14 protein-coding genes are annotated in these 23,200 nt (G+C 38.3%); 7 read left to right on the top strand and 7 right to left on the bottom strand.

Going from position 1 to position 23,200, the window contains the following annotated elements; genetic code table 11:
- Positions 1-99: 99 nt before the first annotated feature.
- Positions 100-1,038 carry a GDP-L-fucose synthase gene (gene fcl, locus GXP67_RS29785; RefSeq protein ID WP_162446511.1) on the bottom strand — a complete coding sequence of 313 codons (939 nt, stop codon included), beginning with the start codon at positions 1,036-1,038 and terminating at the stop codon, positions 100-102.
- A 125-nt stretch (positions 1,039-1,163) separates the two neighbouring features.
- On the opposite strand from fcl, the gene GXP67_RS29780 reads away from it, so the two are divergent.
- The 3 genes from GXP67_RS29780 (at position 1,164) to GXP67_RS29770 (ending at position 4,200) form a co-directional block, all read left to right on the top strand.
- Positions 1,164-2,018, top strand: coding sequence for a toxin-antitoxin system YwqK family antitoxin (locus GXP67_RS29780; RefSeq protein WP_162446510.1), 855 nt, complete (start codon positions 1,164-1,166; stop codon positions 2,016-2,018).
- Positions 2,019-2,340: 322 nt separating this feature from the next.
- On the top strand, positions 2,341-3,288 hold the full coding sequence (locus GXP67_RS29775; protein WP_162446509.1) for a hypothetical protein: 948 nt from the start codon (positions 2,341-2,343) through the stop codon (positions 3,286-3,288).
- Between the two features lie 246 nt (positions 3,289-3,534).
- Positions 3,535-4,200 (top strand): peptidoglycan DD-metalloendopeptidase family protein, encoded by a 666-nt coding sequence (locus GXP67_RS29770; RefSeq protein ID WP_232064672.1) that lies wholly within the window; start codon positions 3,535-3,537, stop codon positions 4,198-4,200.
- Between the two features lie 36 nt (positions 4,201-4,236).
- On the opposite strand, the gene GXP67_RS29765 is transcribed toward GXP67_RS29770, so the two are convergent.
- The 6 genes from GXP67_RS29765 to GXP67_RS29740 form a co-directional block, all read right to left on the bottom strand.
- Entirely contained in the window at positions 4,237-5,178 is a 942-nt protein-coding gene (locus GXP67_RS29765) for a helix-turn-helix domain-containing protein (protein ID WP_162446508.1), read from the bottom strand.
- 152 nt (positions 5,179-5,330) lie between these two features.
- Positions 5,331-6,017 carry a sensor histidine kinase gene (locus tag GXP67_RS29760; RefSeq protein ID WP_162446507.1) on the bottom strand — a complete coding sequence of 229 codons (687 nt, stop codon included), beginning with the start codon at positions 6,015-6,017 and terminating at the stop codon, positions 5,331-5,333.
- 239 nt (positions 6,018-6,256) lie between these two features.
- Positions 6,257-7,165, bottom strand: coding sequence for a sensor histidine kinase (locus GXP67_RS29755; RefSeq protein ID WP_162446506.1), 909 nt, complete (start codon positions 7,163-7,165; stop codon positions 6,257-6,259).
- A gap of 316 nt (positions 7,166-7,481) precedes the next feature.
- The gene (gene recQ / locus GXP67_RS29750; RefSeq protein ID WP_162446505.1) at positions 7,482-9,641 is read right to left on the bottom strand and encodes a DNA helicase RecQ; all 2,160 of its coding nucleotides are present in this window, start codon (positions 9,639-9,641) and stop codon (positions 7,482-7,484) included.
- Positions 9,642-10,328: 687 nt separating this feature from the next.
- Positions 10,329-12,557 (bottom strand): Tex family protein, encoded by a 2,229-nt coding sequence (locus GXP67_RS29745; protein WP_162446504.1) that lies wholly within the window; start codon positions 12,555-12,557, stop codon positions 10,329-10,331.
- A gap of 178 nt (positions 12,558-12,735) precedes the next feature.
- A complete protein-coding gene (locus GXP67_RS29740; protein WP_162446503.1) occupies positions 12,736-13,227 on the bottom strand; it encodes a SixA phosphatase family protein in 492 nt (163 codons plus the stop codon).
- Positions 13,228-13,430: 203 nt separating this feature from the next.
- On the opposite strand from GXP67_RS29740, the gene topA reads away from it, so the two are divergent.
- The 4 genes from topA (at position 13,431) to GXP67_RS29720 (ending at position 23,192) form a co-directional block, all read left to right on the top strand.
- A complete protein-coding gene (gene topA / locus GXP67_RS29735; protein WP_162446502.1) occupies positions 13,431-15,806 on the top strand; it encodes a type I DNA topoisomerase in 2,376 nt (791 codons plus the stop codon).
- A gap of 222 nt (positions 15,807-16,028) precedes the next feature.
- Positions 16,029-16,721, top strand: coding sequence for an SIR2 family NAD-dependent protein deacylase (locus tag GXP67_RS29730; protein WP_162446501.1), 693 nt, complete (start codon positions 16,029-16,031; stop codon positions 16,719-16,721).
- Positions 16,722-17,173: 452 nt separating this feature from the next.
- Positions 17,174-19,783 carry an AAA family ATPase gene (locus tag GXP67_RS29725; RefSeq protein ID WP_232064665.1) on the top strand — a complete coding sequence of 870 codons (2,610 nt, stop codon included), beginning with the start codon at positions 17,174-17,176 and terminating at the stop codon, positions 19,781-19,783.
- Positions 19,784-19,970: 187 nt separating this feature from the next.
- Entirely contained in the window at positions 19,971-23,192 is a 3,222-nt protein-coding gene (locus GXP67_RS29720) for a ligand-binding sensor domain-containing protein (RefSeq protein ID WP_162446500.1), read from the top strand.
- Positions 23,193-23,200 lie beyond the last annotated feature (8 nt).

Below are 23,200 nucleotides of genomic sequence, written 5' to 3'. Positions count from 1 at the left end.
CAAGCCATGGTAACCTTGCTTACTTAGTATAAACGAAAAACGCTGCTGTATTTGTAATGTCAGCAGCGTTTAAATTATCATTTAATACTTTTTCGTACATCAAACATTCACTACAGATTTCTCTACATACTCTTTGTAGGTTCTGGTTATTCCTTCCTTTAAACCTATCTTGTAGCGCCAGCCAGCCTTAGCCAGTTTCGATACATCCATCAATTTACGGGGAGTCCCATCTGGTTTGGAGGAATTCCAGGTCAGTTCGCCTTCATAACCAACTATTTCTTTGATTAATAGCGCAAGTTCTTTTATGGTTACATCCTCTCCGGTGCCAATGTTTACCAGGTTAGGTTCATTATATTCCAGCATTAAGTGGTAACAGGCATCCGCCAGGTCATCGGCATGCAGGAATTCACGGCGGGGAGTTCCGCTCCCCCATATTTCTACAGACGGGGCTCCATTCACTTTTGCATCATGAAACTTTCTGATCAATGCAGGCAGAACGTGCGAATTATTGAGGTCGTAATTATCATTGGGGCCATATAAATTGGTAGGCATTACCGAAATAAAATTGCAGCCATATTGACTTCTATAAGCATCACACATTTTAATACCGGCAATTTTAGCGATAGCATAGGGTTCATTGGTTGATTCCAGTAAACCGGTAAGCAGGTAATCTTCTTTTAAGGGTTGAGGGGCAAGTTTGGGATATATACAGGATGATCCCAGAAACAATAATTTCTTTACTCCATTCAGGTAAGCATGATGAATCACATTATTTTGTATCATCAAATTTTCGTACAAAAATTCAGCCCGATAGATGTTATTTGCCTGAATTCCACCTACCTTAGCAGCTGCCAGAAAAACATAGTCAGGCTTTTCACTTTCAAAGAATTGTTTTACAGCTTCCTGGTTCCGCAGATCCAGTTCATCTGAACGGCGGAATACAAAATTCGAATAGCCAGCTTCTTGTAACCTCCTTACAATTGCCGAACCAACCATACCCCGATGGCCAGCTACATATATTTTTGCTTGTTTTTCCAACTTAAAATTGTTTTTATCAGTTTCGTATTACTATATCAAAAATAAATAAAGATGCTTTTTCGTTCAAATTTAGTAATTTTGTTTGTAATATAAATGACCCCTGATTACTCTGGCACTTTTTAGATATGTCAACATTTTCTCCTGTAGTTAAATTCAAGTATCTGTTTCTATGTCTTGCAGCGTTTTTCAGTGTAGAAACCGGCATGGCGCAAATTACAGAAGATAGCCTCACTAATTCTGTTATTCCTGAACTCGACCTAGTATTACCTGAAAAAAAAGAAGAGAAGAAAGCGCCAAAAGTTAGAAAGAAGAAAAATATTTATCAGGGCACAAAAATTAAGAAGCAGTTTACCAAAGCAGGAAGTGGCCCACGGCAGATTATTGAGCTATTCTATTACGTTCGGGAATATAAGGAGCCTAATCCTTATATACAGGAAGTATTTTGGTATGATACGAAAAAAAAGATCATCAGTAAATCAAAAAATATAGACAAAGCCACGATGCGTCCATTACATGGCCCTTATAAGAAGATGGTAGGTGGGAAATTAGTAGAAGAAGGCTTTTATTTTATGGGAAGCAAGCATGGGCGGTGGGAACAATATAATGCAAATTTTACGCTCGTAGATAAAACTAAATACCACCGGGGTTGGCTGGAAGAATCTAAAATTAATTATTATGATGCGGGCCGAACTAAAATTAAAGAAGTAATTCCTGTTGAATTTGGTTTAAAAAAGGGCAAATATTATTCGTTTTTTGATGGAGGCCAGCTGGAAATGGAAGGCCAGTATGACAATGATATTAAAGTAGGTAAATGGATCGAGTACTACCAGTTCCGCAAACGAAAAAAGAAAGAAATCCAGTTTTCCCCTGATCCATTTGACAAAAATTTTGAGTCATATGTGATAAAAGAATGGGATGAAAAAGGCACGCTTTTATTTGATAAAGAAGTAGAAGAAAAAAAAAGCTTGAGTAAATTTTAATCACAGGCTGTTTAATTATAATACTTAGCGAAAGCGCTACGATTGACAATCGTAGCGCTTTTCTATTTTAAATAAATGTTGTTGCTTAGTATTGTTTCAAAAGCCTTTTTTGTTACGAAAACACAAAAAAATTACATCCTACATAAATCAGGGTAATTTGTGTATTTGCATTGATGCAGTTTACGTTGTTTTGCTGACATAATAATCTGCCGGGCGAAGGCAACAAAATGACATTACTTGTAGTAAATATATTCTCACAAAATATATCTTTGCGCCAGGATTTTATAACCTATTCTAATTTTTTCAACCAAAACACAGTATTATGAAAAGAATTTCATCCTATTTATTTACATTTCTTGCCTTTACCGGCTTGAGTTTGCTCACCAGCTGCGGCGATGACACAGAACCCACACCTGAAGAACAACTAGAAGAATTACCTGCTGCGAATGGCACGGTTCAAATTAAATTCCTGAACTACCCTGATCCTGCTTCAGGCAATTTAAAAGTTACTGCTGCTTCCGGTGATGTTCTTGCTGTAGCGGTTCAAGTACAGAAAACAGCTAATGGAAACAGACCGCAGAAACTGCGAGTGTATGAAACAACAACTATAAATACGAGAGGAAAACAAGTTGGTGATGTTATAGATTTGCGTAACACTGATGAAGCACAGATTAAAAATGTTAATTATACTGTTCCTAATGAATCAGGTCCGGTTTATTTGTACTTTGAAGTAGATGAGAGTGCAAGTGCTTTCTCAAGAAAAATGATGGAAGTTACTATCAGTGGATCAGCTGGAGTCAGTGCTTATCCAAATTTAACTTTAGGTGCGCAAACTAATGCTGCCCCTTCTCGCATTTCTTCTGCAACTGGCCAGCTTTATACAGCTTGTAATGCAGCTGCAAATATGGATGATATTGATATAACTTATGCATATATAGGTACAACTCCAGTTATCCTATCAAATCCTGAAAGAAAAACTAAGTACAATCTCTCTACTGAAGCTAAAAATTGTGGCGATGATGTAACTAATGATACTTCTGGAGGCCCTAATACTGTATTTGTAAAAAATAACAGTGCTGACTTTGCTAATCCTACGGATGCTACACTAAGCGCGTTAACCTTTACAAATGCTCCCGAATCAATTGTAGTAGCGAAAGACGATATTATTGCTTTCAGAACAGAAGATGGCAGAAACGGATTGATTAAGATTGATAATATTACAACTGGAGTTGCGGGTACTGTTCAAGTTTCTGTTAAAGTGCAACGTTAATTTGTCATTAAAACAATTCCACAAATAAAAAACTCCGTTTGAACGGAGTTTTTTATTTAATCTTGAATCAGAAGCTTCTATTTTTCTAAGTTGTCTTCATAAATTTTATTTCACTGTATCTATACTGCTGAGAGTAGCTCAATAACAACAGTTAAATGCAGTTTATTCTTCAAATATATCTATTACTTAGCTGATTAAATATTTATAATTTGTATAAAATTAACTTTTATATAATACTGATGTCTCATGCCATCTCAACTTGAACAAGATTTAATACAACTATTGCACACATATGAGGCTGAATTAGGTAATGTTTTTCCTTTCGACTTAAATACTCCTAAATTACTTGTATTTGATCTATCTGACCAAAATAATGAATTAAAACAGATGGATTTTACGCATGAAACCAGTTTCTCGGAGTATGTTTCAAATAAAATGGCTGAAGCCCATACACCGGTTGCTATAGGAAAATATAATGAGGATAGGATAATTTACAGGCAGAGTGAGAACTTTCAGGGTGTAGAGGCCAGAAGTATTCATTTAGGTATTGATTTATGGGCAACTGCAGGCACCTACATATTTAGCCCACTGGATGGGATCGTACATAGCTTTGCTGATAACAAAGGCTTCGGCAACTATGGCCCCACCTTAATTCTACAGCACTTTTTGGATGATGTTACTTTTTACACGCTGTACGGACACTTGGATCATGCCTCTTTAACACATCTTCAGGCTGGAAAAGCAATACAGAAAGGGGAAACAATAGGAGCTTTAGGAACACAACAAGAGAATGGTGGCTGGCCGCCTCATCTTCACTTTCAGATATGCAGCACTATTCTGGAGATTTCCCTGGAGTTGCTGCCCCCAGCCAGAGAGATTACTATCTCCGGCTTTGTGCAGATCCTAACCTGATTTTACAGATTAAAAAACTGCATACAAAAAAGCTGTTCAATGCTTAAGACGCTCTATTTCCAACTGTAGCGCCCGTACCATTTCACTCAAATGATTTAGAGAAGGTATAGCTGAGGGTTCTGGCATCTGCATACTTAAAAAAGCTTTAGCCTCCCATATTTCAAGCACTTCTTTGATTGAAACCTCATGTGTTGGTAAATGAGCATTATCGGAACTAAGTAATAATGCTCCTTTAATCTTTACCTGATTATAGACCCGGCGATATATAATTCCTTGTTTATGAATTACCAGCAGATAATTTTGCCCATCCTTTATTTCATACCAATTATTTACAAACTGCCCAATAATCACAGAACCTGGTTGCATAAAATCGGATCCTGCTTCAAAGGCACGGTATTTACCCGGAGGCAGCATAGGTAGTTGAAAAACAGGCAATTGTTTGATATACTCTGTATAAGCGTAACTACTTAAATATTCGCCCATATCTTTCTGCGATACCCATTCAATCGTCTGTTTTTGCTTTTCAGCAACAATTACTTTTTCATGCACTATCGTTTGTAAAGGTGTTGTATATGGAATAGGCTGAGTAACAGGGGCAGATTTAGGAGGTTGATAAGCAGGTATAAAAGGTTGAACAGATGGTCTGGCTTCCTGTTCGGAGCGGTAATATTTATCAATGATAGTGGATAGTTGTTTTGGTGGTTCAGGTTCTTCTTTGATGGCAAGTTGTTGAGAAGGTTGAGGCAGTGGTACTCCTTTAGATTCCTTCAACCGACGCATATCATTCTTCAAGAGATTATCTACAGTAGTGCCAAAAATTTTAGCTATGTTCATCAGGTTATCCAGATTCGGGTTTGCCCTTGCCTCTTCGTAAGCCCCTAATAATGAACGCTTAATGCCAATTTTCCGGGCAAATTGTTCCTGGGTGAGGCCATTCATTCTTCGTAAGTACTTGATATTATTACTAACGATAGACATATTTTACAGGTGGAGTAATAATGTTTGTTAAAAATATTAGCCAAAATAGCATTTTTTTTAATCAAACAAATGTTGCCATGCAAATTATCAAAGAAGAATAAATGCCAAAAGCTTGGAGTCAGGCTTTAACAAAAGTTAAGAGAGATAACAATTTAATTTAATGGCAAGCTAACTATAAAGGATGTGCCCTTTCCTGGATAGCTCTCTACGGTTATTTTACCTTTGTTTTTTTCAATAAATTCTTTACATAACAACAGCCCTAATCCATTGCCTTTTTCCTGAGCTGTGCCATTGGATACCTGTTGAGAATCAATATTAAAAAGTTTAGATAGTTTCTCAGGATTCATACCAACACCATTGTCTTTTACAGCTATTCTGATAGATTGGTCTGTTGTTTCTGTTTCCACAAATACCTGTCCTCCCTTTCTGGTAAATTTCACAGCATTCGAAAGTAAATTTCTAAAAACCACCTGCAGCATATTCATGTCCGCTTTAATGTATAGTTGGTCCGGAACGTTGTTTTCTAAGGTGATTCCTTTACTTTGTGCATGACCATTTAATAGGTTCAAATTATCATTAATAAGTTCCTTCAAATCGATATTGGTAGGATTATATTCGATAGTACCAGTTTGAGAACGTGACCATTGTAAAAGATTGTCCAATAGCCCAAGCAGATTTTTTACAGACTTGTTCATGCTGCCTGCAAAGTGCTTTAGTTCTTCCAAAGAAAAAGCTTCCACATGATCGTTAAGAAGCTGTAAAAAGCCTACAATGGTATTTAGGGGACTTTTTAGATCGTGAGCGATTATAGAAAAGAACTTATCTTTGGTGGCATTCACGTCCTTCAAATACTTCTCCGAATTACTTAATTGTTCCTGAGCATCCTGCAAACTTTTATACTCTGCTAGTAATACCTGATGTTGCTTATTGAGTGCATTGTACTGATTTCTCTGATTTTGAAATTTTTTGAAAAAATGAACTGCTGTAGCTATGGCGAATAGACATAAAATTAGAAGAAAAATAGCAAGAATTATCTCCATGCAAATTAGCTGATGTCAATTTTTAAATTTTCAAACATTTATAATTCTACTTCTACCTCTTCATAAACTAAGGGCACACAAAAACGGAAAGTAGTTCCTTGTTTAAGTTCACTCTCCACCTGAATTATACCACCATTTTTTTGTACAAACTCCTGGCACAGAATTAATCCTAAACCTGTGCCCATCTCATTTTCAGTGCCATTACTTGTAAAGCAGGTATTTATTCTAAATAATTTACTTAATACTTCCTTACTTATACCTACGCCGTTATCACTAACAGCTATTTCAACCTCATTGTTTTTAGTTTGAGAAGTAATACGCACTACACCGCCCTTATGAGTAAATTTTATGGCATTAGAGAGTAGATTTCTCAAAATAAAACTCATCATATGTTTATCTGCATTCACTTTTATAATAGGATCTACTTCTACCTGGATTAGAATATTTTTATTATGGGCTGTAGGTTCTAATAAGTTAACTGTTTTATATATTAGTTCTGCTAAAACAAATACTTCTGGCCGGTGTTCAATCTGCTTACTCTGACTTTGCGACCATTTAAAAAGGTTTTCTAGTAAATCAAGTAGATTATGGACAGACTTATCCATATTCCTCCCGAAATCTTTCAATTCGTCTTTACTGAAACTCTCAGCATATTTCATTAAAATCTGTAATAATGCAGTTAACGAATTCAAAGGTCCCCTGAAATCGTGAGATATAATCGAGATGAATTTATCTTTGTTCCGGTTAATTTCCTGTAACTCATTTCTACTTATCTCTAACCTATCATTGGCTTTTTTCAAAGCCTTAATTTGCACAAGAATTTTGGTATTTTCTCGGGTACGTAAGAAATAAGCTTTTTTCTTCAAAATGTATAGCCTATAATAAACACCAGCTATGCCTGATATTATTATAAAAAATACTATTAATATGTAATTGAGTAAACTCATAAGTGTTAATAAGCCTTACTAAATGTAATTAAGCAAAATAGATGAGCCTTTAAGAACTTTTACCTTTTGGGTAAGTTACATTGCTATGAAAAAATGTACACAGGTATGTAAGCTTTTAATGCTTTCTAAGTTGACATTTAATTTTGTTTATCGGGATAAAGTAACCTTACAACCCTTGCGTTCTTTGATATTGATAGTTGATATAAACAAAGGGGCTCATACAAAGTTTTCTTAAGAAAAAAGAACTTTGTATGAGCTGTAAAATCGAAAGGTTATATGAAAATTAGAATGGAATTAGCAAAAGTATATTAGGAGCTTACTTGAGTTTCTTGGCATATACTGATAAGGCAATCTTTATTTTAAAATAATCATATTTTTCCCGGAAGTAATCAAATAACTCTTTGCTTTTAGTTTCAAGACCATTAATTTTTGGGATTGCTTCGCACAAAATCTGTAATTCCTGGGCTGAGATAAACGAATAGATATCAATAGGATAGTCTTTCATCCATAGCGTAATAATATGTGTCTGAATAGTAGTAATACTCAACTCTCTTTGTTTAGCGATCTCTTCGAGATGGTATCCTTTTATAAAAGCATCGTAGGTAAGTTGATAGGTATCTATTTTCTCTTTGGCAGGTTTCTTTTTAGGTTCATTCTTAAGTCTCTGCAAAGGTGGAAATTTATTAATTTCAATTAGAAAAGCATCTCCATACATATCCAGTTTATGTTGTCCAATACCCGAAATCCTTAGTAATTGTTCCCGGTTTTTGGGGCGCTTCATCACCATTTCAGATAAGGTATGATCATTAAATACTATATATGGCGGCACATTTTGAGAATCAGCCAGACGCTTCCTGATAATTTTTAGTTTGTCGAGCAAATGTTCTTTGACAGAAGCTGCACTTTGCTTAGAGATTACTTCATTCTGTTTTGGAATACCAATAGGTTCTGATTTTACCAGCCAAACTTGTTGGCTTCCATTCAGGATGCGCTGGCTTAACACTCCTCTATGCAAGGCATATTTTTGATGATAGGCTACTTCCAGAATGCCTGTATTTACCATCTGCTGCAAATAATCACGCCATTCATTCGTTTTCAGGTCAGCACCTGCCCCATAGGTTTTAATCTTATCATACCCTTTTTCCACAATCTGAGCACTACGACTGCCACGAAGTACATCAATCAACATTCCCATAGTTACAGATTCCTGTAGCCTGATCACTGCCGAAAGTGCTTTTTGTGCCAGTATGGTGCCATCAAAGCGGCTTCTGGGATTTTTACAGATATCACAATTCTGGCAATCCTGAGTTAATTGTTCTGAAAAGTAGTTCAACAGAATACGTCTCCGGCATAAATATGCTTCAGCATATTGTTGCATTCGTTCCAGGCGAGCCATTTGTAACTCTACCCTTTTTTCGTCTTCTGGTTTAGAATTTAATATCTCACGCCAGGCAATTACATCACGAAAACTATAGAATAGAACCGTAGCTGCTGGTAAACCATCCCTGCCTGCCCGGCCAATTTCCTGATAATAGCTTTCCATATTCTTAGGCAAATTAAAATGAATCACCCAGCGAACATTCGACTTATCTATTCCCATTCCAAAAGCGATAGTTGCACAAATCACTTGAATGTCATCTTTAAGAAAAGCTTCCTGCACCTTAGAACGGTCACGGCTGCTCATCCCAGCGTGATAATAACCTGCCTTGTAACCGCTTCCTGTTAGCTTTTCTGCCACCTGCTCGGTATTACTTCTACTTAAGCAGTATATTATTCCGGCCTGCCCCTTATGTGCATCCAGAAAATCCATTACCTGAGTAAGTTTGTTTCTTCCAGGTAACACTGTCAGGCTCAAATTTTTTCTATCAAAAGATGATACAAATACTTTAGCAGCTTGTAAACCCAACTGCTCCACAATATCCTGCCGGATTAGTTTATCGGCAGTAGCGGTCAAAGCTACGACAGGTATACCTGGAAAATTTTGTTTTAAAAGATTCAACTGCGTGTATTCCGGCCTGAAATCATGTCCCCATCCGGAGATACAGTGTGCTTCATCAATAGCAAAAAGGTCAATTGGCAATTTCTTTAATAAGGCCTGAAATCCTTGTGAAAGCAATTTTTCCGGAGATATGTATAAAAGTTTAATAACGCCTTGCAGGCACTCATTTTCAATGTCGGATTGCTGCTGACCAGATTGTGAACTATTTAAATAGGCAGCTGGAATTCCATTACTCAGCAGGCTTTCTACCTGGTCTTTCATGAGAGCGATTAAGGGAGAAACCACTATTGTTATTCCGGGCATTACCATGGCAGGTACCTGATAGCAAATGGATTTGCCGCCTCCAGTAGGCATCAGCACCAATACATCCTTACCTTGCAACAGTTCATAAATGATTTCCTGCTGCATAGGCCGGTAGGTATCATAACCAAAATATTGTTTAAGAACACTTTCCGGGGTAAGCACTGAGGATGGCATAGCAGACTGAAGAATGAATAGTACTTCTTTAAGAGAGTGAAATTAGCGAGCTTTGCAGAGAATGCCAAACTATTGGACAGGCATAAAATAAAAGTCCCACCGGCGGAAACCACCGGGGGACTTCGTTAAAACAAACCACCTAAAACCTAAACTTATATGACTATTTATCTTGAATCTTTTATATAAATCAGTGTAACGTCTTCTATTATTTCTTTCCCTATTTCTGCCTGATTGACAATTCAAAATTACTAGATGCATTCAGAAATAAAATGCACTTTCAGGTACTTATCCTACACACATTTGTTTCCCGAAGGAAATTAACAAAGCCAATTCATTAAAATGTAACTAAGCAAATCTGAGTATATAAATAAGCCTAAACTAAACTTTAGTTTTATCCTTATATAAGGAGATACTTTTGGTAAAAACTCCTTAATCTCCGTTTTTACCAACACTCTTTCAGAACATATTGTCCAGAGAAGCAAATGAGCTTATGTTCTATCCATAATTTATGTGTAAACAAATTTATCACAGGCCGGAAGCAGATCTGACAGATTAGTAAAATTAAAAGGAGAATTAATGTTAAAATGACAAGTATTGCAAAAAAAATACATAAGCCCACAAAAAAAAGGATAAAAACACTCTATAAAAGTTGTTTTATCCTTTTTAGTATGAAAATATCAATAGAAATTATTTAAACATTTGCTTGAGCTGATTTAGCTTCTGTTGCATATCTGTTTCCGTTTCAGCTTTAGTCTGGTTTTTAGCAGGTTTTCCGGCAACAGGCTTATTTCCTTTCATTGATAATGCAATTCTTTTCCGGTTTACATCAACTTCAAGTACAGTAACCTCTACTTTTTGCTGCACTTTTACAACTTCATGCGGATTTGAAACATAGCGGTCGGATAATTCGCTGATATGTACTAAACCATCCTGATGCACGCCAATGTCTACAAAAGCACCAAAGGCAGTTACATTGGTAATTATCCCAGGCAGTTTCATCCCTGTTCTCAGATCACCCATGCTGTTGATGCCTTCTGTAAACTGGAATGTTTCAAACTGAGCTCTTGGATCACGGCCTGGTTTAGCAAGTTCGCTGAGAATATCTTGTAAGGTAGGCAAACCGGTAGTATTGGTTATATATTTTTTGAGTTGAATACTTTTTCTCAGCGTTTCATTCTGTATCAGGCTTTCAATGGTGGCTTTTACATCAGTAGCCATTTGCGCTACAATGTGATAACTTTCCGGATGAACGGCACTGGCATCCAAAGGATTGGCAGCCCCACGAATACGGAGAAAACCAGCCGCCTGTTCGTATGCCTTCTCTCCTAGCCTTGGCACCTGCCGTAACTGGCTACGGGAACTGAATGCTCCATGTGTATTCCGGTAATCTATAATATTCTGGGCCAGTTGTGGCCCTAAACCGGAAACATACGTGAGCAGTTCTTTACTGGCTGTATTTACCTCCACTCCTACCGCATTTACACAACTCATCACTACATCATCCAGGCTCTGCTTAAGAGCTGTCTGATCTACATCGTGCTGATACTGGCCTACTCCAATAGATTTTGGGTCTATTTTCACCAGTTCTGCCAGTGGGTCCATAAGCCTTCTTCCAATAGAAACAGCACCTCTTACGGTAACATCATACTCCGGAAATTCATCTCTGGCGACTTCAGAAGCAGAATAGATGGACGCGCCACTTTCATTCACCACAATAACCTGGATCTGAGCTGGCAACTTCAGGCTTCTTACAAAACTTTCTGTTTCACGGCTGGCAGTTCCATTCCCAATGGAAATGGCTTCTACATCAAACTTCTCGCATAATTTTATAATGGTTTCTCCAGCCTTTGCATATTGCTTTTGAGGTTCGTTGGGATAAATAGCTTCATTATGCAATAATTTTCCTTGCCTGTTGAGTATGGCCAGTTTGCATCCTGTCCGGAAGCCTGGGTCTACAGCGAGTACATTCTTCTGGCCCAAAGGTGCAGAAAGCAGTAACTGCCGCAAATTGTCTGCAAATACTCTGATGGCTTCTTCATCTGCCTTTTTCTTGGAGGCTAGTCTGATTTCAGTTTCTATAGAAGGTTTCAGCAAACGCTTATAACTATCCTTTACGGCCAGCCGAACTTGCTGTGAAGATTCATTCGTTGACAAAACAAACTGCTTTTCCAGGACATCGATTGCAGATTCTTCGGGTGGAGATGTATCCAATAACAAAAACATCTCTTTTTCTCCCCTACGCATGGCTAGTACTCTATGAGAAGGTGCTGTTGTAATAGGTTCTTCCCACTCAAAATAATCTTTAAACTTCTGTGCTTCTTCCTCTTTGCCAGGAATTACTCTGGTTTTAAAAACCCCTTCTTTCCAGAACAAATCCCGGATTTTTGCCCTGGCTTCCGGGCTTTCATTCACCCACTCGGCAATTATATCCCGGCTACCGGCAAGTGCTTCGTCAATAGAATTCACCTCTTTTTCGGTGGAGATAAACTTTTGGGCTTCTTCTGTGATGTCAAGATATTGCTGGGCAAAAATGGCGGCAGCCAGAGGTTCTAACCCTTTTTCCCTGGCGATTGTTGCTTTGGTCCGGCGTTTAGGTTTGTAAGGCAGATAGATATCTTCCAGAACAGCCATGGTTTCGGCGGCCTGTAACTGATCTTCCAGATCCTGTGTCCATTTATTGAGTTCTTTCAGGGATTTAATAATACTTTCCCGGCGTTTATCTAACTCGCGCAGTTGCAGAATGCGATCCCGTATGGCAGCAATGGCCACTTCATCCAGACTACCAGTCATTTCTTTCCGGTAACGGGAAATAAAAGGAACTGTAGCTCCCTCATCGAGCAGTTCAACCGTGCTGGCAACCTGCTTTTCTGATACAGATAATTCTGTGGCAATCTTTTGAAAATGTACTTGACTCATGAAAAATTAGGCAATAATTAAACTATAGGTTGACGTGTGGGGCAAAAATAGGAAACCATCCGGGCAGAAAAAACAGGATGGCAAAAAATCAGGAATATTACCTGAAGCTATACGCATTATACTTCTAATTTAAATTTATTGTTTTTTCACATACAAATGAGTGAATGAATATTTATATCTATTTCCCCGGAAATTCAAACCAGACCAGCTTCCCGGTATTTCCACTTACCTGCTGCCAGGAAATATTTTCAAACTGTATTTGTAGTGACCCACAGGTAGGAACGGTTCCGATTTCTGCATGGGTTAAATATTCAGCCAGATAGGTAAGTGTAGGATTATGAGAAATAATCATTACCTGAGTATATGTTTCACTCAGCTGATTCACAACCGCCATCAGATTACGCATGGAGGATTCATATAAAGTAGGCTCTATTTTAATATTTGACAGGTTGTAGCCCAGTTGTTCGGCCAATAGTTGTGCAGTAGTAGTAGTCCGGTAAGCAGGGCTTGCCACAATCAAATCTGGTTTTACCTGTAAAGATTGTAAGTGTTTCCCCATTCTGGAGGCATCCGCTACACCAGTCGCTGTCAGTTCTCTTTCTTCATCTTTGATAACAGGAGAATAGGGTTCCGCCTGCGCATGACGGACCAGTACTAAAGATTTAACCATTACTTTACATGGATATTAATTACAGACTATTCCTTAATTGCAGAGCGTAATGTAAGCAGAAAAGCGAATTTATAGAGAAAGGTTTGAACAAAAATATAATAAAAATGATTATAGTGAACCAGACCAATAAGTGTAGGTTTGTTTTTTTATACAAAAAATCATCATATTTGACCAGTTTTGCATTTTAAAGGATATTAAATCATATGTCTAAAAATTTAGTAATTGTAGAATCTCCAGCCAAAGCCAAGACAATAGAGGGGTATCTGGGCGAGGATTTTACTGTAAAGTCCAGCTTTGGCCATGTTCGCGATTTGCCCAAAGATAATAATGCTATTGATATAGCCAACGGATTCCGTCCAACCTATGAAATATCAGAAGATAAAAAGGAGGTAGTTGCCCAGCTAAAGAAACTTGCCAAGGAAGCTGAACTCATCTGGCTGGCTACTGACGATGACCGTGAGGGAGAAGCTATATCCTGGCATTTGAAGGAGGCGCTGAATTTAAAAGACAATGTAATCCGCAGAATTGTTTTCAGGGAAATTACTAAAAATGCCATCCTGAATGCCATTAAATCGCCCCGTACCATCGATATTGACCTGGTAAATGCCCAGCAAGCCCGGCGTATTCTGGATCGCATTGTTGGGTTTGAGCTTTCTCCGGTGCTGTGGAAAAAAATTAAAATGGGTTTATCTGCCGGTAGGGTACAATCGGTTGCTGTACGTCTGATTGTAGAGAGAGAAAGGGAAATTGAAGGGTTTGCAAGCAAATCTTCTTATAAGATTTCAGCTCTGTTTGACCTTGGGAAAGGAAAAACGTTAACAGCTGAATTACCTGAAAAATTCAACACGGAACCGGAAGCCAGAAGTTTTCTGGAACGTTGTGTGGAGGCCGCTTTTTCTATTAAGAATTTAGAAACAAAGCCAGCTAAAAAATCGCCTGCTGCTCCATTTACTACGTCAACATTGCAACAGGAAGCCAGCCGCAAACTGTATTTCTCTGTGTCTCAGACGATGACAATTGCGCAGAAGTTATATGAAGCTGGTAAAATATCCTACATGCGTACCGATTCTACTATTCTTTCTGAAGAAGCTATCCAGAAAGCAAAAGCCGAAATCGAGAGTGCCTTCGGAAAAGAATATGTGCAGGTAAGACAATACAAAACCAAATCAGAATCTGCTCAGGAAGCCCACGAAGCCATTCGGCCCACAGATTTTTCGGCACAGAAAGTAAATGGAGATCGCAACGAGCAACGCTTATATGAGCTCATCTGGAAACGGGCGATTGCCTCCCAAATGGCTGATGCCAGGCTGGAAAGAACTACAGCTACTATTGCTATTAAACCTGCGGCGGCTACTAACGTAGAAAGTGCCCAATTAAACAATGCCGGAGAATTGAAAGAGCAGCTGGTGGCCACAGGTGAAGTAATTAAATTTGATGGGTTTTTAAAAGTATATATAGAATCCAGCGACAATGAGGAAGACGATGAGGATAGCAAAGGGATGCTGCCTCCGCTTAATATCGGCCAAGCGCTCAACCTTAATCACATGAGCGCTACGCAGCGTTTTTCCCGTCCGGCTCCCAGATATACGGAAGCAAGCCTGGTAAAAAAACTAGAAGAAATGGGTATCGGCAGGCCTTCAACTTATGCGCCAACCATATCTACCATTATTAAACGAGGTTACGTTGTAAAGGAAGACCGTGAAGGTAAAGAACGTCCATACCGGGAACTGATACTGAAGCAGGATAAAATCAATGAAACAACCTTGAAGGAAATCACCGGTGCGGAGAAAGCCAAACTATTTCCGGAAGATATAGCTATGATTGTGAATGATTTTCTGGTACAGCATTTTCCCAATGTAGTGGATTATTCTTTTACAGCTACTGTAGAAAAAGAATTTGATGAGATTGCCCAGGGCAGGAAAGAATGGGTAAACATGCTGGAGGGATTTTATGATGGTTTTCACAAGCGGATAGAAAACACCCAGGAAATACAACGTTCTTCTGTAGGCAAATCCAGAGAATTAGGTACTCACCCGGAAACAGGCGAAAAAGTAAGTGTACGCCTGGGTAAGTTTGGCCCGGTTGCTCAAATAGGTGAAGCTGAAGGAGATAAAAAACCTCTCTACGCCAGCCTGAAAAAAGGCCAGATGATGGAACGTATTACCCTGGAAGATGCACTGGAATTATTTAAACTTCCCAGAGAAGCAGGAAGTTTTGAGGGAAAACCTATGACAGTTGCGGTTGGTAGATTTGGTCCTTATGTAAAACACGATAATAAATTCTACTCCCTGGGTAAAGAAGATGACCCCTTTGTGTTGACAGAAGCACGGGCAAATGAAATTATTATTAATAAACGAAAATCTGATTCCGAGAAATTTATTAAGGAATTTACCGAAAACCCGGATGTAAAAGTACTCAATGGCAGGTTTGGACCCTATATATCAATAGGAAAGCAAAACATCAAGATTCCTAAAGATAAAGATCCTAAAAATCTTACCCTGGAAGAGTGTCTGAATCTCGCCAAAACTACGCCGGAAAAAAAAGGCAAAGGAAAATTTCCGGTCAAGAAAAAGAAGTAAGTCTGTTATGTAAATACATTTTGAAGATAAAAATAGCGCTGGATCAAAACTTCAGCGCTATTTTTATGCCTTTATGTGCCGAAGTACCACAGGTATGTGGGGCTATTTTATCATTCACTTATTTTCGATGCCAGTAATAGCGATTTATAGGAATTTCTTTTATCCATTTTATTTATTTTGCCTTAATTTCAATCACAAAACTTCCTGATATATTTAGTTTCTATGAAAAAGAAAATTGTTGTTTTGTCTGGCGCAGGTATTAGTGCAGAAAGCGGAATCGCAACTTTTAGAGATGCGAATGGATTATGGGAAGGACATGATATTATGGAAGTAGCCTCACCGGAAGGCTGGCATAAAAATCCGGAACTGGTATTGAATTTTTACAACGAAAGGCGGAAAAATGGTCTTACTGCACAGCCAAATGCAGGACATCTGGCTCTCGTAGAACTTGAAAAAAAGTTTGATGTAGTGATTATAACCCAAAATGTAGATAATCTGCACGAAAGGGCTGGCTCTTCCAATGTAATACATCTACATGGCGAAATTTTTAAATCCCGAAGTACAGTAGACGAAAATCTGGTGTATGATATGGAAGGTTGGGAACTGAAATTAGGAGACTTGTGTGAGAAAGGATCACAACTCCGGCCACATATTGTCTGGTTTGGGGAAATGGTGCCAATGATTGAGAAAGCAATCATGGAGGTCTCCTCAGCTGATATCTTTATTGTAGTTGGGACTTCCTTGCTGGTGTACCCTGCCGCCGGCCTGATTGATTATGTAGCTGATGAAGTCCCAAAATATATTATCGATCCCCATATACCAGCTGTTGCCCAACGGCCTAACCTGCATTTGATGGAAGATAAAGCTACTACCGGACTTACCAGCCTTTCAGCAGAGTTAATAAAAAAATATTGAATTAGAACCGTTACTTCTATCAATAAATAAAAATCTACTTATTCTTGTTTACCTTTTTTTGAGGAAAAAAGTAAACGCACCTTGCATGATTTTTTAATTTTTCCAGGATTCTGAATGTGTGAAATGCAGCTTAAAATAAAAAATAAACTGGTTTAAACAATTAATTTCTGGAAAGAAGAAGCTTGTTTTTCAAATACTTTCCACTATCTAAAAAGGCCTTTCTGCAAAAATTAAGGCCATATTACATTTTTGGCTTATCAAACTCTCCTGATTTATAGATACTACCATTTTAAGTTATTGCAATATTTTTTTTCGCAAATACTGGATTTTGCGGGAGTTTTGCATCTTATTTGCTCAAAAATGTTATATGTAATTATTTAGCAGTTTTAGAAAAGCATCTCAAATCAAAGCTAAGTAATTTTAATTTCTAAGAATTTAAGACAATCTGTGCCTTGGAAATAAAATACAAATTCAAAGACCTCAAAACATACGCTTCAACTGAAACTTTTGAGGGAGATTCTAAAAAATACAGACGTGTTTTTGAGAATAAAGAAACAACGTATATCTATTGCGAGCTTTCTTTTTATAACAAACTTTTTGATGAGGAAGACTGGGCTACACAGATTTCCTTAAAAGCGTATGCCTTTAAATCCGACGGTACTAAAGAAGAGATATGTCATCTTAAAACCGACAGACAGGTACGGAAAGAAGAAAATACCGTTATTATACGCAATAGCTGGGGTATGTCGGAAGTGGGCATGTTCTGGAAAAAAGGTGCCTACGAATGGGAAGCTTATATTGATGGCAAGCTGGTAGGTAACCGTAAATTCTATGTAATTGAAGGAGGACTTGTTTCTAATGACCTTAATCCTTATTTCAATTTTGATTCTATCAAAATGTATGAGGGTGGTTATGAAGGTGTCCCAAAAGATCAGCGTAAATATTATTCACAATTCAACTCTACTGAAACCAGATATATTTTTGCTGAATTTAACTTTAAAAATTTGCAGGAAGAACCCTGGCATTGTGAACTGTTCTTCAATTTTTATAATGATGCCCGCCAATTGAAAGGCAGCACTTCTTATCTAAGTATGATCTCCACTGATCATGCCAATAAGCAGATTAGTGTTACAACCGGATGGGGCGCTTCAGATAAAAACACATGGTTTAAGGATAAATATACCCTGGAAATCATTTTCATGGATACGCTGATTGCCATTTTGCCTTTTGAAGTAGGTGAAACCTGGGTACAGGGTGTTCCACAAGTGTATGCTGGTGGTAGCCATAGCATTACGCCGATTGCTAAAACTGTAGCTCCGCAGGTGCATGAAGAATCTCTGGAAGATGTAATGACCAACCTGCACGAGATGATTGGGTTGAATGATATTAAAGCTAAAATTAACGACTATACTTCCTATTTAAAATTTCTACAACTTCGTCAGAAACAAGGTTTTGAAGAAAACCATAAAATCAGCTTACATACTGTTTTCACTGGTAATCCCGGAACAGGAAAAACCACAGTTGCACAGACATTAGGAAAGATCTATCATAAAATGGGTCTGTTGTCGAAAGGCACCGTAATGGAAGTAGGCCGGGTCGAACTGATTGGCAAATACATTGGCCAGACGGCTCCTAAAGTAAAAGAAGTGATTGACAAAGCCCGTGGTGGTATTCTGTTCATTGATGAAGCATATTCGTTGATGCGGAATGAAAACGATGACCAGGATTTTGGCCGGGAAGCTATCGAAGTGCTGTTAAAAGAAATGTCTGATGGCCCTGGCGATATTGCTATTCTGGTGGCTGGCTATCCTAAACAAATGCATACTTTCCTTGATTCAAACCCAGGCTTGCGTTCCAGATTTAACTTATTCTACAATTTCCCTGATTACCTTCCACAGGAATTATTAGAAATCTCTTTGCAGAAGGCCACTCAAAAGCATATTGAGTTTACGGATGATGCCAGAGAATTCCTTTATGAGAAAATTATTGATGCATACCGGAACCGGAACCAGGCTTTTGGCAATGCCCGTCTGGTGAATTCATGGGTAGAAGAAGCAAAAATGAATATGGGTTTACGGGTGATCCGCTCCTCCGATCTCACCTCTCTGACGCAGGAACAATTACGGGTGGTAGAACTTGCAGACGTAAAACAAATGTTTAAATCTACTTCCAGAGAAAATCCGGACATCAAGGTAGATGAGAAACAATTACAGGAAGCTTTAGATGAACTCAATGAATTAGTTGGCCTTTCCACGGTGAAGAATGACCTGCATGAGCTTGTGAAACTGGTTAAGTTCTATAATGAATCAGGTAAAGATGTAATTCATAAATTTTCGCTGCACACAGTATTTACCGGCAATCCCGGAACTGGCAAAACAACTGTTGCCCGGATCATGGCTAAAATATTTAAAGCATTGGGGATACTGGAAAGAGGTCACCTGGTAGAATGCGACAGGCAATCTTTGGTAGCAGGTTATGTTGGCCAGACTGCCATTAAAACACAGGCTATGATTGATAAAGCTTTGGGCGGAGTGCTGTTTATTGATGAAGCTTACTCGTTAACTAGCGGAAGTGATAATGATTTTGGCAAAGAAGCGATCGAAACCCTGCTCAAACAAATGGAAGACCGCAGAGGTGAATTCATTGTCATTACAGCCGGGTATCCAACCAATATGCATCACTTCCTGGAAGCTAATCCCGGATTAAAGTCCAGGTTCGATAAATCTCTGCATTTTGACGATTATACCGCAGAAGAATTGCATGAAGTAGCGATTCAAATGCTAAAGAAAGAGCATTTAGTGGCTGATGAAGCGGCAGATAAGCATTTAAAAGCATACTTAGATACCATTTACGCCAGCCGGGATAAATTCTTTGGCAATGCCCGTACAGTCCGCAAGATCATACAGTCAGCAGTGAAAAAGCAGCACTTACGCATGGCTTCTATTGACAAATCTGAGCGTACAGAGCAGATCATTCAGACCCTTTCTGTGGAGGATGTAAATGAGTTTAAGCCAGATACCAAAAACTCTTCCGGTATCGGATTCAAATTTTCGACTAATTAAGTGTTAAACAGGTTATAATATGCCCGCAGCTTTGCAAAGAGCTGCGGGTTTTCTGTTTTATACGCTTCCCTCCATTATATATGGGATTTTGCGTTACCAGCATAATGGCCTGATATACTTCCTTTTTTGGTAAAAATTTGATAATATTGATATAGAATACACTTTAGGTTTGATTCTTTTACTTTCAATGGCTGGTGCAATGTATTTCTATCGTTATCAAAAGCTCTTATTCTTTTTTACAGGTATACTCATATATGGAACACTAGTTACCGTGCAGGCACAAGATAATACGGCTAATTTTGATCACATTTCTGTAGAAGACGGACTTTCCCAAAGTGAAGTATATTCCATTCTGAAAGACAGCCAGGGATTTATGTGGTTTGGTACGGTAGATGGCTTAAATAAGTATAATGGATATAATTTCATCCATTACAAACATGATCCATTTGATACTACAACCTTATCCCATAATCATATTAACACTTTATATGAAGACAAAGCTGGTGATTTGTGGGTAGGAACCTTTGATGGATTGAATAAGCTTGATAAAACAACCCATACCTTTATCCGGCTTAATCATATTCTGAGAAAAAACAGCCTGGAAACCAGTCCTATTTCTGTTACAAGCATTTATGAAGACCGCTTTAATACTATCTGGGTCGGTACAAGTCAGGGTTTAAAAAGGCTGATACCCGCTGGCAAAAAAAATGAATACAAAACCTATAGCTATATTAATGATTCTACTCAGATTCATAGCCTGAGCCATAACTGGATCAATACCATTTTTGAAGACAAAACAGGCAGTATCTGGGTAGGCACAGCCAAAGGATTAAATCTACTCACTATTAAAGAGTCAGATAAACAACCTCAGGATCAGAAAATCTTATTCACACATGCCTATAATGATGATAATCCTATATTCGATATTTCTTATCCTTCTGTAACTGGTATTGCAGACGATCATTATGGGAATCTATGGGTGGCAACAAGCAAAGGATTAAACAGACTTGATGTAAAAGCAGGCAGTGTAGAATACTATTATCATGAGCCAGATAATCATATGAGCCTGAGCGATAATGTAATTGAAGCCCTACTGGTAGATCAGAAGGGGCATATCTGGGTAGGTACGCAGGCCAGTGGAATTTGTAAACTCATTCTGAAAGACAAAGAAACGGTAGCTGAGATTCTGCATTATAAAGACGATTTTTTTGCTAACAAAGGACTGAAAAGCGATATGATCTATTCGTTGTACGAAAGTTCAGACGCAAATGAGGATGTCGTTTGGATTGGCACCAGAGGAGCAGGTGTACAAACGTATAGCCGCTCTAAAAATAAATTCGTGCTCTGGAACCGGATCACTGGCCAGGATAAGTCATCTGCTTCTAATTCTACCTTTGCTATTTTTACGGATAAAACTGACCATTTATGGATTGGTACCCAGAATGGCGTTTACCGGATTAACCGCCAGACTAACCAAACCAGCCGCTATTACTACAATCCCAATAATGTACGTTCCCTTAGCGATGATCTGATTCAGCAGATTTATGAGGATAAACATGGCACGATCTGGATAGGAACCCATTTCGGCCTAAATAAATTTGATCCTGCCAAAGAAAGTTTTACCAGAATTTACTTCGACGACCATGGAAAAAAATACCTGGAAAATAAAATTGTAACGATGTTCGAAGACCAAGAAGGAAACTTCTGGATAGGCACAGGTTTAGATTTAAAACAGTATGACCGAGTTACCGGTGAAACAAAAAGTTATAACCACAATTTCAATGATTCTCACAATTACAGGTCAATGTTTATCACCTGTATTAATCAAGATCAAAACCATAATTTGTGGATAGGAACATTATTTGGCTTGTATAAATTTGATGCTAAACAAGGCACTTTCAAGCAATATCTTCACCAAAAAGATGACCCACATAGCCTGAATAGCAATATGGTATGGTCGATTTTACTGGATGAAAAGGGAGTTCTCTGGCTAAGCACGGATCAGGGGATCAATAAAATGATTGTCGAAAACGGTAAGGAAAAATTTATTCATTATAATGAAAAAAATGGCTTATCCAATAACTTCATCTATGGCATGGTAACCGATGCCAAAGGCTGCATATGGATGAGTTCAAACCTGGGTTTGTCCAGATTTAATCCTGAAACAGAAACTTTTAAGAATTTTGATGTAACTGATGGCTTACCTAATAATGAATTTAATTCAGGGGCCTATCACAAAAGCAATAAAGGAGAATTATTTTTCGGCGGCAACAGCGGCGTAGTAAGTTTCGATCCGGAAAGTATTCAGGATAACATACACAATCCTCAAATCCAGCTTACTTCTTTTAAGAAATTTGAAAAGCCTCTGAATCTTGACAGTCTGCTGGCGGCAAACGCAGAAATTAAACTTAACTATAAAGAAAATTTTTTCTCATTTGACTTTGTCGCCCTCGACTATACAAATCCACGAAAAAACCAGTATGCATTTAAACTGGATGGCTTACATGATGAATGGCTGTATATTGGCAACCGGCGTTTTGCCAGTTTTACCAATCTTAGTCCGGGCACCTATACCTTCCGGGTGAAAGGTTCTAACAGCGATGGCATCTGGAATGAAAAGCAGGAAGCCACTGTAAAAATTGTGATCCTCCCTCCTTTCTGGCGTACGTACTGGTTTTATATCATTACAATAGCAATTCTGGTAGTAGCTTTTAAATTATTTTATGATTACCGTGTAAAACGCAAGGTATACCGCCTGATGGAAATGGAGAAAGTAAAACTGGCAGAAAATGAACGGGTACGCAAGCTTGCCGCCGAAGATCTGCATGATGAATTTGGAAACAGGCTCACCAGGATTTCTTTACTTACCGAATTAATCAAAGCCCGGCTAAACGGACATGGAGCTGAAGTAAGCGATTTACTCACCAAAATCAGCGATAATTCCAATCAACTTTACCAGGGAACCAAAGACTTTATCTGGTCAATCAATCCGGATAACGATAGCTTATATGAAGTAGCAATCCGGCTCAAAGACTTTGGAGATGACCTGTTTGATAAAACCTCAACCACTTTTAACGCCAGTGGTATAAACCATGCCTTGAAACCGATTATGCTACCAATGGGCGATAGCCGCCATCTGATACTTTTATTCAAGGAAGCCATGAGTAATATATTAAAACATGCTAAAAGCACCCAGGTACTGCTCTGCTTTGAAGTAAATGAAGACCAGGTAAGTATCATCCTGACAGATAATGGCGTTGGGTTTGAGAAAGAGAGGGAAAAAGCAGGGAATGGATTAATGAATATGAATAGCCGGGCGAAAAAGCTGAGTGGCAGTTTAGATATTTGCTCCAGCAAAGCAGAAGGCACAAAAATCAGATTTTCTTTGCTTATCCCCCAAACTGTGTGAAAGAAAAT

The sequence above is a fragment of the Rhodocytophaga rosea genome, from assembly GCF_010119975.1.
GTDB lineage: Bacteria > Bacteroidota > Bacteroidia > Cytophagales > 172606-1 > Rhodocytophaga > Rhodocytophaga rosea.
The sequence above is the reverse complement of the archived record's forward strand: the minus strand, read 5'-3'. Positions and strand labels throughout refer to the sequence as shown.

Bases quoted from the DNA above. Each gene is read 5' to 3' on its own strand.
- GXP67_RS29730 (WP_162446501.1), top strand. From the start codon at position 16,029: ATGAAAAAGAAAATTGTTGTTTTGTCTGGCGCAGGTATTAGTGCAGAA.
- GXP67_RS29765 (WP_162446508.1), bottom strand. From the start codon at position 5,178: ATGTCTATCGTTAGTAATAATATCAAGTACTTACGAAGAATGAATGGC.
- GXP67_RS29775 (WP_162446509.1), top strand. From the start codon at position 2,341: ATGAAAAGAATTTCATCCTATTTATTTACATTTCTTGCCTTTACCGGC.
- GXP67_RS29780 (WP_162446510.1), top strand. From the start codon at position 1,164: ATGTCAACATTTTCTCCTGTAGTTAAATTCAAGTATCTGTTTCTATGT.
- GXP67_RS29770 (WP_232064672.1), top strand. From the start codon at position 3,535: ATGCCATCTCAACTTGAACAAGATTTAATACAACTATTGCACACATAT.
- GXP67_RS29755 (WP_162446506.1), bottom strand. From the start codon at position 7,165: ATGAGTTTACTCAATTACATATTAATAGTATTTTTTATAATAATATCA.
- recQ (WP_162446505.1), bottom strand. From the start codon at position 9,641: ATGCCATCCTCAGTGCTTACCCCGGAAAGTGTTCTTAAACAATATTTT.
- GXP67_RS29720 (WP_162446500.1), top strand. From the start codon at position 19,971: ATGGCTGGTGCAATGTATTTCTATCGTTATCAAAAGCTCTTATTCTTT.
- GXP67_RS29745 (WP_162446504.1), bottom strand. From the start codon at position 12,557: ATGAGTCAAGTACATTTTCAAAAGATTGCCACAGAATTATCTGTATCA.
- topA (WP_162446502.1), top strand. From the start codon at position 13,431: ATGTCTAAAAATTTAGTAATTGTAGAATCTCCAGCCAAAGCCAAGACA.
- GXP67_RS29740 (WP_162446503.1), bottom strand. From the start codon at position 13,227: ATGGTTAAATCTTTAGTACTGGTCCGTCATGCGCAGGCGGAACCCTAT.